This window comes from Microbacterium sp. HMH0099 (assembly GCF_049384025.1).
GTDB lineage: Bacteria > Actinomycetota > Actinomycetes > Actinomycetales > Microbacteriaceae > Microbacterium.
Map to the genome: position 1 here is coordinate 14,683 of NZ_JBMRJR010000005.1, position 13,419 is coordinate 28,101.

10 protein-coding genes are annotated in these 13,419 nt (G+C 71.5%); 7 read left to right on the top strand and 3 right to left on the bottom strand.

Annotated features, from left to right (window positions below; all coding sequences use genetic code 11):
- Positions 1–49 precede the first annotated feature (49 nt).
- Positions 50–1,561: a glycosyltransferase family 2 protein gene (locus ACO03V_RS12050; RefSeq protein WP_423137750.1), complete on the top strand. Its 1,512-nt coding sequence runs from the start codon at positions 50–52 to the stop codon at positions 1,559–1,561.
- 61 nt (positions 1,562–1,622) lie between these two features.
- On the opposite strand, the gene ACO03V_RS12055 is transcribed toward ACO03V_RS12050, so the two are convergent.
- Positions 1,623–2,213: a hypothetical protein gene (locus tag ACO03V_RS12055; RefSeq protein WP_423137751.1), complete on the bottom strand. Its 591-nt coding sequence runs from the start codon at positions 2,211–2,213 to the stop codon at positions 1,623–1,625.
- Positions 2,214–2,391: 178 nt separating this feature from the next.
- Between ACO03V_RS12055 and ACO03V_RS12060 the strand changes: the two genes are divergently transcribed.
- The 4 genes from ACO03V_RS12060 (at position 2,392) to ACO03V_RS12075 (ending at position 8,819) form a co-directional block, all read left to right on the top strand.
- Positions 2,392–4,119 carry an ABC transporter ATP-binding protein gene (locus tag ACO03V_RS12060; protein ID WP_423137752.1) on the top strand — a complete coding sequence of 576 codons (1,728 nt, stop codon included), beginning with the start codon at positions 2,392–2,394 and terminating at the stop codon, positions 4,117–4,119.
- Positions 4,116–6,269, top strand: a complete 2,154-nt coding sequence (locus ACO03V_RS12065; protein ID WP_423137753.1) for an ABC transporter ATP-binding protein — start codon at positions 4,116–4,118, stop codon at positions 6,267–6,269. The genes ACO03V_RS12060 and ACO03V_RS12065 overlap by 4 nt, the downstream gene beginning before the upstream one ends.
- A gap of 101 nt (positions 6,270–6,370) precedes the next feature.
- On the top strand, positions 6,371–7,579 hold the full coding sequence (locus tag ACO03V_RS12070; protein WP_367728290.1) for a glycosyltransferase: 1,209 nt from the start codon (positions 6,371–6,373) through the stop codon (positions 7,577–7,579).
- A 4-nt stretch (positions 7,580–7,583) separates the two neighbouring features.
- Positions 7,584–8,819, top strand: coding sequence for a glycosyltransferase (locus ACO03V_RS12075; RefSeq protein WP_423137754.1), 1,236 nt, complete (start codon positions 7,584–7,586; stop codon positions 8,817–8,819).
- Between the two features lie 7 nt (positions 8,820–8,826).
- Here the strand turns inward: ACO03V_RS12075 and ACO03V_RS12080 are convergent, their stop codons facing one another.
- Entirely contained in the window at positions 8,827–9,039 is a 213-nt protein-coding gene (locus ACO03V_RS12080) for a hypothetical protein (protein WP_423137755.1), read from the bottom strand.
- Between the two features lie 86 nt (positions 9,040–9,125).
- Here ACO03V_RS12080 and ACO03V_RS12085 point away from each other — a divergent pair, with 86 nt between their 5' ends.
- Complete coding sequence (locus ACO03V_RS12085; RefSeq protein ID WP_423137756.1) at positions 9,126–10,133, top strand: GlxA family transcriptional regulator; 1,008 nt, start codon at positions 9,126–9,128, stop codon at positions 10,131–10,133.
- Between the two features lie 177 nt (positions 10,134–10,310).
- Positions 10,311–12,506: an ATP-dependent Clp protease ATP-binding subunit gene (locus tag ACO03V_RS12090; RefSeq protein ID WP_423137757.1), complete on the top strand. Its 2,196-nt coding sequence runs from the start codon at positions 10,311–10,313 to the stop codon at positions 12,504–12,506.
- A 239-nt stretch (positions 12,507–12,745) separates the two neighbouring features.
- Here the strand turns inward: ACO03V_RS12090 and ACO03V_RS12095 are convergent, their stop codons facing one another.
- Positions 12,746–13,330 (bottom strand): nitroreductase family protein, encoded by a 585-nt coding sequence (locus tag ACO03V_RS12095; RefSeq protein WP_367728315.1) that lies wholly within the window; start codon positions 13,328–13,330, stop codon positions 12,746–12,748.
- Positions 13,331–13,419 lie beyond the last annotated feature (89 nt).

Consider the following 13,419-nt stretch of genomic DNA (forward strand, 5'->3'; position numbering starts at 1 on the left):
TGCGGTCGCACCCCTCCCGCGCGGGCCGCGGCGCCGATGGGATGGACCCATGCGCACTCGAACCGACCGTCTGCTGCTCGCCGGTCTCCTCACGCTGTGGGCGGGTCTCGTCGCCCTCGCCGTGAGCGTCCTGCCGCCTGTGGACCTCGGCGCGCCGTGGGCGGGTGCGACGGCGACCCTGTTGGCGGGAGCGGTGATCGGCACGGTGTGGGCGATGGCCGTGCGCTCGCTCGTCGTCCTGGCCGCGTACCCGCTGTTGCGGCGTCGGCAGCGCCCCGTCCCGCACCGCCCCTCGGATGACAGTGTGGCGCTGCTCTACTGCACCGCCGACGACTTCGACGGCGCCCGGCTCGCGGCATCCCTGCAGCAGACGCACCCGGTGACGACGTACATCCTCGACGACTCGCGCCGGCCGGACAGCCGCGCCGCGATCGACGCGTTCGCCCGCCGGACCGGTGTCGAGGTCGTGCGTCGCGCCGACCGAAGCGGGTTCAAGGCGGGGAACCTCAACCACTTCCTGTCGCTCGGACACGCGCACGACTGGGTCGTGGTGATGGACAGCGACCAGGAGCTGCCGCCGACGTTCGTCCGTCGGGCTCTCGATCACGCCGCCGACCGGGCCGCCTCGGGCGTGCGGGTCGGAGTGGTGCAGGGGCGTCAGACGACCCGGCGCGGCGTGACCGGCTTCGCCGACGAGTTCGGCCCGCTCCTGGAGTCGCACGTGCACACCACGATGCTCGTGCGTTCCGCGTTCGGTTCCACCTGCTTCCTGGGGCGCGGCGGCCTGGTGAGCACGACCTGTCTGCGGGCCACGGGCGGGTTCCCGGAGGTCGTCGCCGAGGACATGGCCTTCAGCATCGAGGCGGCCCGGCACGGTTTCGACGTGTCGTACGCCGCGGATCTCGTGAGCGTCGAGGACTTCCCCGTCGACTACGCCGCCTTCAAGACCCAGCACGAGAAGTTCAGCCAGAGCAACGTGGAGATGCTGCGGCGGTACGCGGGCTCGCTGCTGCGCTCGCCGTTGCGGGCATGGCACAAGATCGACCTGATGCTGGAGATGACGACGGCGACGGTGGGGGTGGCCGTGACGGCGCTGCTGCTCGTCTTCTCGGCGGCCACGCTCACCGCCTCGGCGGGGGCGTCGTTCCCGGCGTGGGTCGGGCTGACGCTCGGGGCGGGCGGTGTGCTGCCGCTCGTGCCGGAGACCCTCCGCCGCCTCCGCGGGCGCGACCCCGTGTCGGCGCTGCTGTTCGTCGTCCGCGCCATGGCCCTGTACTCGTCGATGCTGCTCACGACCGCCGGCGCGGTGATCGGCGTCCTCGGCGGTCGACGCGCACGGTTCATCGTGACGCCGAAGACCCGCACGCGCTCGCGCGCCGCGACCTGTCGGACGGACGTCGTCGTCGCGGCGGTGCTGCTGGCGGTCACCGTCGCCGGTTGCGGCTCCCCGGTCCCCGCCCTCAGCGTCGCCACGGCCGCGGCGTGCGCGGTGTACTACAGCGTGCGCAGCGGCCGGTGGGAGACGGCGAGCCCGCGCGAGGATCTGCGGTTGGCGGCGTGACGGGTGCCGCCGTCGCCGCCGAGCTGTCGCCGGAGCGCCGCAGGCCTGACGCGGCCGCCGGTCAGGCGGGGCCGAGCCGCAGGACGGTCGGGGCCTCGCCCACGTTGAGGTCGTCGACGACGCGGAGGGTCCGGGCGATGTCGTCGACCGGGCGCAGGACGGTGCCGAAGCGTTCGCGGTCGGAGCTCACGGCGGTGAGCGTGACGAAGTGCGCGCCGGTGTCCCACGTGTAGGTCGCGAACGGCGGCGCCGCGGGCTCCTTCGGCAGCGGCATGGCGAGCTTCTCGCCCACCCCGAGGTGGGGGTTCGGGAAGGCCTCGGTGTCGTCGTACTCCATCGGCATCATCGCCCGAGCCGTGCGCAGCTGGGGAGTGGCCTGCTGCAGCTGGGCCATCACGACGAGCAGCTCGGGGTCGGACTTCCACACCCACACGAGCACGCGACCGTCCGCCCGCCGCATGAGCAGCGGCGTGGCCTGGCTGAGCACCCAGGCGAACACTCCGCCGCCCGGTCGGGGCGTCGCACCGGCACCCCGCCCCTGGGTCAGGAGCATCCGGATGGCGGCCTTGCGGTGACGGCGGCCGCGGAGCCCGAGGGAGCCCGTCACGGGCACCCAGAGGTCGGCGGGGGCGTCGGCCTGCAGTCGCGACATGGCCCCAGCTTACGAGCCGACCCGGGGACTGTGGATGCCACCTGTCACGGCTCCGCTCCGCGACTGAGTAGTCGGGACCCGCAGCGGCCGCGCGCGGGGGGTCTCGCCCGTGTCGGAGGTCCGTGCCAGGCTGGGGGAGCGGTCCCGTCGCCGCTCGCCTCATCTACGGAGGGCCCCTGTGCTCGGAAAGATCCTCACCCGATATCTCACGCGCTATCGCGCGCTGCTCATCGCCCTCCTGATCTTCCAGTTCGCCGCCGCGATGGCATCCCTCTATCTGCCTCGTCTCAACGCGGACATCATCGACCAGGGCGTCGCCCGTGGAGACACCGGGTACATCTGGTCGCGGGGCATGCTCATGCTGGTCATCTCGCTCGGTCAGATCACGGCATCCGTCATCGCGACCTACTTCGCCGCGCGCGCGGCGATGTCGGCCGGGCGCGACATCCGCCGCGACGTGTTCGAGAAGGTGAGCGGGTTCTCGGAGCGGGAGCTGACGCAGTTCGGGGCGGGCTCCCTCATCACGCGCAACACGAACGACGTGCAGCAGGTCCAGATGCTCGCGATGATGGGCGCCACCATGCTCGTCAGCGCGCCGCTGCTGGCCATCGGCGGCGTCGTGATGGCGCTGCAGCAGGACGTGGGGCTGAGCTGGCTGATCGGGGTCTCGGTCCCGGCGCTGCTCATCGCCGCGGGTCTCATCATCGCGCGCATGGTGCCGCTCTTCCGCAGCTACCAGTCCAAGCTCGACGGCGTGAACCGCGTCATGCGGGAGCAGCTGACCGGCGTCCGCGTCGTGCGGGCCTTCGTCCGCGAGCGCATCGAGGAGGAGCGCTTTCGCGAGGCCAACACGGACATCATGATCGTGGGCCGCAAGGTCGGCTCGCTGTTCGTCCTGCTGTTCCCCCTGGCGATGCTCGTGCTCAACGTCACCGTCGTCGGGGTCATCTGGTTCGGCGGCATCCAGGTCGATGCCGGCGCCGTGCAGATCGGCACGATCTTCGCCTTCATGCAGTACGTCGCGCAGATCCTCATGGGCGTGCTCATGGCGAGCTTCATGACCGTGATGATCCCGCGCGCCGCCGTCTCGGCCGAGCGCATCGGCGAGGTGCTCGACAGCCACTCGACGCTCGAGCGTCCCTCCGACCCGGTCGCGACCTTCCCCGCGCCGGGCGCCGTCGAGTTCGACGATGTCGCGTTCGCCTACCCCGGCGCGGAGGCGCCCGTCGTGAGCGGCGTGAGCTTCGCCGCCGCCCCCGGCGAGACGGTCGCCATCGTCGGGTCCACCGGATCCGGCAAGACCACGCTGGTGTCGCTCGTCCCGCGCCTGTTCGACGTGACCGGCGGCGCGGTGCGGGTCGGCGGCGTCGACGTCCGGCAGGCCGACCTCGACGTGCTGTGGCAGAGCATCGGCCTCGTGCCGCAGCGCCCGTTCCTGTTCAGCGGGACGGTGGCATCCAATCTCCGTTTCGGTCGCGAGGAGGCGACCGACGAGGAGCTCTGGCGGGCGCTCGAGATCGCGCAGGGTCGGGACTTCGTGGAACGGATGGAGGGCGGGCTCGACGCGCGGATCGCGCAGGGTGGCACGAACGTGTCGGGCGGTCAGCGGCAGCGTCTCGCCATCGCCCGCGCGATCGTCCACCGTCCGCGGGTGCTCGTCTTCGACGACTCCTTCTCGGCGCTCGACCTCACCACCGACGCCCGCCTGCGGCAGGCGCTGTGGTCCGAGCTGCCGGAGGTGACGAAGATCGTCGTGGCGCAGCGCGTCTCCACGATCGTCGATGCCGACCGCATCGTCGTCCTCGAGGACGGGCGGATGGCCGGTCTCGGCACCCACGAGGAGCTGCTGCGCTCCAGCCCGACCTACCGCGAGATCGTCGAGTCGCAGCTGGGGGTGGAGGCGTGAGCACCACCGACACCCTCACCGAGGAGGAGCGCGCCGAGCTCGAGCTGGCCGAGGAGGCCCGCCGCACCTCCGGCGACTGGGACAGCGTCGCGCCCGGCAAGGCGTCGGACTTCGGCGCGAGCTTCGGGCGGATGATCGGCCTGCTGCGGCCCTACGCGTGGACGTTCGCCCTGGTCTCCGCCCTCGGAGCGCTCGGCGTCGTCCTCGCCGTCCTCGCGCCCCGCGTGCTCGGCAACGCCACGAACATCATCTTCGAGGGCGTCGTCTCGCGCGGCCTGGCCGAACAGTTCCCGGCGGGGACGTCGAAGGACGCCGTCGTCGAGGCCCTGCGCACCGCGGGCCAGACCGACATCGCCAACATCGTCGGCGCCATGGACAGCTTCCAGGTAGGCGCCGGCGTCGACTTCGACGCCCTGCGCGTGACGATCGTGACGGTGCTGGCGATCTACGTCGGCTCCTCGCTGCTGTCGTGGGTGCAGGGGTACGTCATCAACGTCATCATGGTCCGCACGATGTGGCGCCTGCGCGAGTCGGTCGAGGCGAAGATCAACCGCCTGCCGCTGTCGTACTTCGACCGCGTCCAGCGCGGCGAGCTCATCTCGCGGGTGACGAACGACATCGACAACATCACCCAGACCATGCAGCAGTCGCTCTCGAGCGCGCTCACCTCGGTGCTGACGGTCGTCGGCGTGCTCATCATGATGTTCACGATCTCGTGGCAGCTCGCGCTGGTCGCGCTGGTCTCGCTGCCCCTCATGGCCGTGATCTTCGGTGTCATCGGCCCGAAGTCGCAGAAGGCGTTCGGCGAGCAGTGGAAGAAGGTCGGCCGCCTGAACGCCCGCGTCGAGGAGTCGTTCTCCGGTCACGCGCTGGTCAAGGTCTACGGGCGCGAGCGCGATGCGCGCGACAAGTTCGAGGTCGAGAACGAGGAGCTGTACCAGGCCAGCTTCCGGGCGCAGTTCCTGTCGGGGATGATCATGCCCGGCATGATGTTCGTCGGGAACCTGACCTACGTCGGCATCGCCGTGCTCGGCGGGCTGATGGTCGCCGGCGGGCAGATCCGACTCGGCGACGTCCAGGCCTTCATCCAGTACTCGCAGCAGTTCACCCAGCCGCTGTCGCAGCTGGGCGGCATGGCCGCGGTCGTCCAGTCCGGCACGGCATCCGCCGAGCGCGTCTTCGCGCTGCTCGACGCGGAGGAGCAGGAACCGGATGCCGCCGACGCCCCCGGCCCCGCCGAAGGCCGCGGCGTCATCGAGTTCGAGAACGTCCGCTTCGCCTACAGCCCCGACCGGCCGCTCATCACCGACCTCTCGTTCCGTGTCGAGCCGGGGCAGACGGTCGCGATCGTCGGGCCCACGGGAGCCGGCAAGACGACCCTGGTCAACCTCATCATGCGGTTCTACGAGCTCGACGGCGGACGCATCCTGCTCGACGGGCAGGACATCGCCGACATGCGCCGCGACGACGTCCGCTCGCGCACCGGCATGGTGCTGCAGGACCCGTGGCTGTTCGCCGGCTCGATCCGCGAGAACATCCGCTACGGCCGCGCCACCGCCACCGACGAGGAGATCCACGAGGCCGCCGCCGCCACCCGCGTCGACCAGTTCGTGCACTCCCTCCCCGACGGGTACGACACCGTGCTCGACGAGGACGCCGCGAACGTCTCCGCCGGCGAGAAGCAGCTCATCACGATCGCGCGGGCCTTCGTCGCGCGTCCGTCCGTGCTCATCCTCGACGAGGCCACGTCGTCCGTCGACACCCGCACCGAGCTGCTGCTGCAGCAGGCGATGGCCGCCCTGCGCGAGGGGCGGACGTCGTTCGTCATCGCCCACCGCCTGTCCACGATCCGGGACGCCGACCTCATCCTCGTGATGGAGCACGGCGACATCGTCGAGAAGGGCACGCACGACGAGCTCATCGACCGCCGCGGAGCGTACTGGCGGCTCTACCAGTCGCAGTTCGAGAAGGCCGCCGCCGAGTCCGACGCGGACGCGGACGGCATCGAGCCGGAGCGTCCCCCGGCGGACGACGACGCGCTCGTCGTGTCCGCGATGGCGGCCGCGGCGCCGGACGTGACCGCCCCCGCCGGCACCGACGGACCGCCGCGTCCCGCCCACGGCTCGCCCGAGCCCGACCCGCGGCTCTGAGAACGGGGAGGCATCCGGGAACTCCAGGACCCCTCCGGTACAGTGGACGCTCGCAAGCACCGCCCGTGCGACCCCTGCCGCACAGATAGGCCTCACCACCCGTGACTTCTCCTGCGACGCCCGGCGACCATCCCCCCGCCGACCGACCGCTCACCATCCTCATCGGCTGCGACACGTTCGAGCCGCACATCAACGGGGCGGCGCGGTTCGCCGAACGCCTCGCCGCCGGCCTCGTCCAGCGCGGGCACGACGTGCACGTCGTCGCGCCCGGGACCCGCTACCGCCGCGAGAAGGCCCACACCGAGGTCATCGAGGGCGAGCCGATGACGCTGCACCGCTTGCCCTCGGTGCGCTGGCCCCCGCACGACTGGCTGCGGTTCGTCTGGCCCTGGCGAGCGAAGCACCACGTCCGTCGCATCCTCGACGAGACGACCCCCGACGTCGTGCACATCCAGTCGCACATCATCATCGGACGTGCGCTCGCCCGCGAGGCACGCAAGCGCGGCATCCCGATCGTGGCCACGAACCACGTGATGGCCGAGAACATCCTCGACTTCACCACCCTGCCGCCGGTCCTGGACAAGATCGTCGTCCGACTGGCCTGGGCCGACGCCGCGCGCACCTTCGCGATGACGCGCGCCGTCACGACCCCCACCCGCAAGGCGGCGGACTTCCTCGAGTCGACGATCGACATCGACGGTGTCATCCCCATCTCGTGCGGAATCGACCGGTCCAACTACCGGCCCGACCTGAGCCCGCGCGACCAGAATCGCATCCTCTTCGTCGGTCGCCTCACGACCGAGAAGGGCATCGACGTCATCCTCCGCGCCCTCGCGCAGCTCGACCCGGCGCTCGACGCGACCTTCGACGTCGTCGGCGGGGGCGACCAGCGCAAGAACCTCGAGAACCTCGCCGCCCAGCTCGGCGTCAGCGAGCGCGTCACCTTCCACGGCCACACCTCCGAGGAGGAGCTGCGCTCCCTCTACTCGCGGGCCAGCGTCTTCGCGATCGCCTCGATCGCCGAGCTGCAGTCCATCGCGACGATGGAGGCCATGGCATCCGGTCTCCCCGTCGTCGCCGCCGACGCCGTCGCCCTGCCGCACCTCGTGCACCACGGTGAGAACGGGTACCTCTTCACGCCGGGAGACGCGGACGACGCCGCCGCGCGTCTCACCGACGTGCTGACCGCCTCCCCCGAGGATCGCCGGCGCATGCAGCAGGCCTCCCTCGACGGCGTCGCCGTCCACGACATCACGCGGACGCTCGACACCTTCACAGCGCTCTACCGCGGCGAGCCGATCCCGGAGTGACCGCGTGCACGTCGTGATGTTCGCCGACCAGCACATCGAGTCGCTGGGCGGTGCACAGGTGTCGATGCGACTGCAACGACGGTTCCTCGAGCGCGCCGGGCACACCGTCACCGTCGTCGCCCCGCGCATGCATCGGCCCGTCCCCGGCGACCCGGCGTACGTCGACCTGCGCTCGACCTCGGCGACCCCCGACCGCGAGTACGGCTTCAGCTGGCCCGGACGCCGCAGCGACAGGGAAGTGGATGCCGCCCTCGCCCGGCGTCCGCCCATCGACATCGTCCACGTGCAGGCGGACTTCTGGGGCGCCTTCATCGGCCACCGGTTCGCCGCCCGGCACGGCCTGCCCGTCGTCCACACGATGCACAACCGTGCGGACGTGGGCATCGAGGCCACCGTGCCCGTCCCGGGACTGGTGCTGCGCGCCCTCAACGCCTGGGCGCGGACGGCGCTCCGGCCGGCCCTCGCCCGCCGTCGTGCTGAGCGCGGCGGCGACTCCCTCGCCGACGGCCGCAGCGACGGCTGGGCCTACCTCCGCCGGCTGGCGCGCCTGTCCGACGCCGTGACGGCACCCTCGTCCCACTTCGCCCGCCGCTTGGAGCGGCACGGCGCGGTCCCCGCCGCCGGATCCGTCGACGTCATCTGGAACGGCATCGACGACGAGCTCCTCGACGCGGTCTCCACGCAGCGCGTCGCGCGGCGCCCGGGACCCCCGCGGTTCGTCTGGCTCGGCCGGATGAGCCCCGAGAAACGGCTCCTCCCGTTCCTCACTGCGGTGGCGCACTCCGGCATCCAGGCCGAGGTCGAGATCATCGGCGGCGGCGTGCAGCTGCGAGCGGCGCGACGGCTCGTGGAGCGCGGGTGGGGGGAAGCGTCCATCGTCTTCTCCGGCCGCCTGCCCTACGCCGAGACGCTCGCCCGGCTGGCCGACGCGGACGCCGTCGTGCAGACCTCGATCGGGTTCGAGACGCAGGGCATGACGGTGTTCGAGGCGGCCTCGCTCGGCACGCCGGCGGTCGTCAGCGACCCGGACGTCGCCGCCGAGCTCGGCTCCGGCACGTGGGGAGTGCGGGATGCCACGGTGCCGGCCCTCGCGGATGCTCTCCGCCGCGCCGCCGCCGACATCGCCGCCGGGACGACCCCGGCCGTGGACCGCGACATCGCCGAACGGTTCCGCCAGTCGTCCCGGACGGCTGCCATGGTCGGCGTGTACGAGCGGACCATCGCGCAGGCCCGCCGGTAGCAGCGCGTCACGCGGTGGGGTGGACCCGCAGCGTCGGCACGCCGCACTCGTCGCGGGAAGGGACCCGAGAAGACGCCCCGGTCGACGCGGCGCGCGGCGGCGCCTCGGGTCGTCGTGCGGGATCGACCGGGATACGGCGGTAGCCGTCGGTCGCCATCGCGTGGACGGTGGCGGCGATCCCGAGGAGCGAAAGGGCCAGGAGGATGATCAGCAGTGCCATGGCAGGAAAGCTACGCCTGGCGTGATACCGCCTCGAGTGGCATAGTGGACGCTGTTCGTTCGATTCCTGCCACACCGGAGGTCGCCATGCGATCGGTCGCCGTCGTCATTCAGCCCGGCTTCGCCCCCTTCGAGTTCGGTCTCGCCTGCGAGGCCTTCGGGCTGGACCGCAGCGACGACGGCATCCCGAACTTCGACTTCCGCATCGTCGCGCCGGACCCGGGCGTCGTGCCGTCCAACATCGGGTTCTCGGTCAATGTCGAGCGCGGACTGGAGGATGCCCGGGATGCCGACATCGTCGTGCTCGCGCCGATCCCGCGCGCGCAGTGGGACGACGTCGACCCGCGCGTCATCGAGGTGGTCCGCGCGGCGCACGCCCGCGACGCCTGGCTGCTGAGCGTCTGCAGCGGGGCGTTCGTCATCGCCGCCGCGGGCGTCCTCGACGGTCAGCGCGCCACCACCCACTGGATGTACGCCGACACGATGAGCCGGCTGCACCCGTCCATCGACGTCGACCCCGATGTGTTGTACGTGCAGTCCGGTCGCATCATCACCAGCGCGGGCACGGCCGCCGGCCTGGACGCCTGCCTGCATCTGCTCCGGCAGGAGCTGGGGTCCGAGCTCGCCAACCGCATCGCCCGGCGTATGGTCGTCGCGCCGTTGCGCGACGGGGGACAGGCGCAGTTCATCGCGTCGCCGCTGCCGGTCAGCGCATCGATGTCGCTCGCGCCCGTCACCGAGTGGATGATGCAGCACCTGGATGCCGACCTGTCCGTCGAGCGCCTCGCGGCCCGCGCGCACATGTCGCCCCGGACGTTCGCTCGGCGGTTCAAGGCCGACTTCGGGGCGACCCCGGCGGCCTGGCTCGCCCGGCAGCGCCTGCTGCACGCGCAGCGGCTGCTGGAAGAGACCGATCTCGGGCTGGACCGGATCGCCACGGAGTGCGGATTCGGGTCCGCCGCGGTGCTGCGGCAGAACTTCGCCCGGACGCTCGGACTCACCCCGACCGCGTACCGCGCCCGCTTCTCGTGCGGGGAGGCCGCCATGGCCGGCCCCGCGCCGGCGTTGCAGAGCGCCGAGCCGGTCCTCGCCTGAGCGGCCCCGCGGTCCCTGGTCGCGCGGCCCCGCGGTCCTGGCACACGCCGCGCCATGGGGCGCAAGGGGTGCGCGAGCGGGGCGCCGAGGTGGTGGCATCCATTGCTCCCTTTCGGGACCGCTGGTAAACTTGAGTCAGCGCGGCTCAAGTTCTGCGCAGAAACTTCGGGAGACCACATGAACGCCACACAACAGCCGGGGCAGGAGGACGCGCGCAGCGCCCTCGAGCAGTTCGGCATCAACCTCACCGACCGGGCCCGTCAAGGCAAGCTCGATCCCGTCATCGGGCGCGACGGCGAGATCCGGCGGGTCAGTCAGGTGCTCACGCGTCGCACCAAGAACAACCCCGTCCTCATCGGCGAGCCCGGCGTCGGCAAGACCGCCGTCGTCGAGGGGCTCGCCCAGCGCATCGTCGCGGGCGACGTCGCCGAGAGCCTGAAGAACAAGGAGCTCGTCGCGCTCGACATCTCCGCGCTCGTCGCGGGGGCGATGTACCGCGGCCAGTTCGAGGAGCGGCTGAAAAGCGTCCTGAAGGAGATCACCGAGTCCGACGGTCGCGTCATCACGTTCATCGACGAGCTGCACGTGCTCATGGGGGCGGGCGGCGGGGAGGGATCGGTCGCGGCATCCAACATGCTCAAGCCCATGCTGGCTCGCGGCGAGCTCCGCCTGATCGGCGCCACGACGCTCGACGAGTACCGCGAGTTCATCGAGAAGGATGCCGCCCTGGAGCGCCGCTTCCAGCAGGTGTACGTCGGCGAGCCCACCGTCGAGGACACCATCGCCATCCTGCGCGGCCTCAAGGAGCGGTACGAGGCGCACCACAAGGTCGCCATCGCCGACGCCGCGCTGGTCGCCGCGGCATCCTTGTCCAACCGCTACATCCCGTCGCGCCAGCTGCCCGACAAGGCCATCGACCTCATCGACGAGGCGGCGTCACGGCTGCGCATGGAGATCGACTCCGCCCCGCTGGAGATCGACGAGCTGCGGCGTCACGTCGACCGGCTGAAGCTCGAGGAGCTCGCACTGAAGAAGGAGAAGGACGCGGCGTCCAAGGAGCGCCTCGCGACGTTGCGCGAGAGCCTCGCGTCGGAGCAGGCGAAGCTCGACGAGCTGCAGGCCCGGTGGGAGCGGGAGCGCGCGTCGCTGAACCGCGTCGGCGATCTGAAGACCCGATTGGATGCCGCCCGTGTCGACGCCGAGCGCGCACAGCGCGAAGGCAACCTCGAGCGGGCGTCCCGGCTGCTGTACGCCGACATCCCGGCGCTGGAGCGCGAGCTGATGCTGGCCGAGCGCGAAGAGCCCACGGGCGACCGGATGGTCAACGAGCAGGTCACCGACGAGGACATCGCGGCCGTCATCGCCGCGTGGACGGGCATCCCCGTGGGGCGCCTGCTGCAGGGCGAGACCGAGAAGCTGCTCCACCTCGAGCGCGAGCTCGGCAAGCGGCTCATCGGGCAGAAGGATGCCGTGAAGGCCGTGTCCGACGCGGTGCGCCGCTCGCGCGCGGGCATCAGCGACCCCAACCGGCCCGTGGGCTCGTTCCTCTTCCTGGGCCCCACCGGCGTCGGCAAGACGGAGCTGGCCAAGGCGCTGGCCGACTTCCTCTTCGACGACGAGCACGCGATGGTGCGCATCGACATGTCGGAGTACGGCGAGAAGCATTCCGTCGCCCGGCTGGTCGGTGCCCCTCCCGGGTACATCGGGTACGAGCAGGGTGGGCAGCTGACGGAGGCGGTGCGCCGTCGTCCGTACAGCGTCGTGCTGCTCGACGAGGTCGAGAAGGCGCACCCCGAGGTGTTCGACGTGCTGCTGCAGGTGATGGACGACGGTCGCCTGACCGACGGCCAGGGTCGGACGGTCGACTTCACCAACGTCATCCTGATCCTGACGTCGAATCTCGGCTCGCCGATCCTCATCGACCCGACGCTGTCGCTGCAGACCAAGCGGGACCAGGTGCAGGCGCTCGTGCGGCAGGCCTTCAAGCCGGAGTTCGTCAACCGTCTCGATGACATCGTCATCTTCCAGGCCCTCACCGAGGACGACCTCGCTCAGATCGTCGAGCTCACGGTCGACGCGCTGCACAAGCGGCTGCGTGAGCGCCGGTTGACCCTCGCGGTGACGCCCGACGCCCGGTCGTGGCTCGCCGAGCGCGGGTACGACCCGGTGTACGGCGCCCGGCCGTTGCGTCGGCTCATCCAGTCCGAGGTGCAGGACCGCCTGGCCATGGCGATCCTGGCCGGCAGCGTGCGCGACGGCGACCTCGTCCGCGTCGACGTCGCCTCGGACGGCGAGTCGCTCGTGCTGGCCAGCGCCGGTCCGGCAGCCGAGGCGGGCGACGACGACGTCATCGAGGCGGAGATCGTCGAGTAGCGGCGGCGCGCGCTATGGCGCGCGTTTGCAGGACTGGTGGGGCGGGAGTGGTGCTTGCGCGCGCGTTTGCAGGACCGGTGGTGCGGGAGTCGCCGCGAGGGGCGGGTGGGGCGGTGGAGCCCGGCTCGGCCCTGCAGATTGACCCCGCCGGCGCCGCGGCGACGCGAAACGCCCCCTGCCCGAAGTGCGCCGGGTGAGGCGTTTCGGTGCAGGGGGCGTTCGCGGAGGGATGCCGCGGATCAGGCGTCGACGAGAAGGGACTCGGCGATGGGGCGGCGCTGGCGCGGCGCGAGCTCGCGCTGACGCAGGCCCTCCTCGGCGGCATCGATGTCGCCGAGCGCGCCGACGGCGATCACCGTGACGGGGGCGAAGCGCGGCTCGACGTCGAAGGCCGCGCGCAGGTCCTCGGCCACGAAGCCGCCCATCTGGTGGGTCGCGAGGCCCTCGGCGTGCGCCTGGACCGTGAAGTGGGCGGCGGCCTGGCCGGCGTCGTAGTACGCCCACGCGCGGGCCTCGCCGTCCTCGGTCTCGGTCTCGGCCAGCACGACCAGCAGCGCGCCCGCGGCGGGGGCCCAGGCCTGGTTGAAGCCCATGAGGGCCGCGGAGAGACGGTCGTGCGCCTCGGTACCGCGGCGGGCGACGATGAAACGCCACGGCTGATGATTCATGCCGGACGGTGCCCAGCGGGCGGCCTCAAGGGCGGAGCGGAGGGCCGCCTCATCAATGGGCGTCTCAGGATCGAAGACGCGGGTGCTCCAGCGCTCGGCGAGCACGTCGAGGATGGGGGCGTCGGTGGGGGCGACGCGGTCGAGAGTGGTGGACATGGGGGCCTCCAGCGAAGAATCGGATGAGCGGGGCATCATCGACCCGCACCAGTGAACGCCATCGGGCGGCATCCTGTTCCCGTATGACG

Bases quoted from the DNA above. Each gene is read 5' to 3' on its own strand.
- ACO03V_RS12050 (WP_423137750.1), top strand. From the start codon at position 50: ATGCGCACTCGAACCGACCGTCTGCTGCTCGCCGGTCTCCTCACGCTG.
- ACO03V_RS12055 (WP_423137751.1), bottom strand. From the start codon at position 2,213: ATGTCGCGACTGCAGGCCGACGCCCCCGCCGACCTCTGGGTGCCCGTG.
- ACO03V_RS12080 (WP_423137755.1), bottom strand. From the start codon at position 9,039: ATGGCACTGCTGATCATCCTCCTGGCCCTTTCGCTCCTCGGGATCGCC.
- ACO03V_RS12085 (WP_423137756.1), top strand. From the start codon at position 9,126: ATGCGATCGGTCGCCGTCGTCATTCAGCCCGGCTTCGCCCCCTTCGAG.
- ACO03V_RS12090 (WP_423137757.1), top strand. From the start codon at position 10,311: ATGAACGCCACACAACAGCCGGGGCAGGAGGACGCGCGCAGCGCCCTC.
- ACO03V_RS12095 (WP_367728315.1), bottom strand. From the start codon at position 13,330: ATGTCCACCACTCTCGACCGCGTCGCCCCCACCGACGCCCCCATCCTC.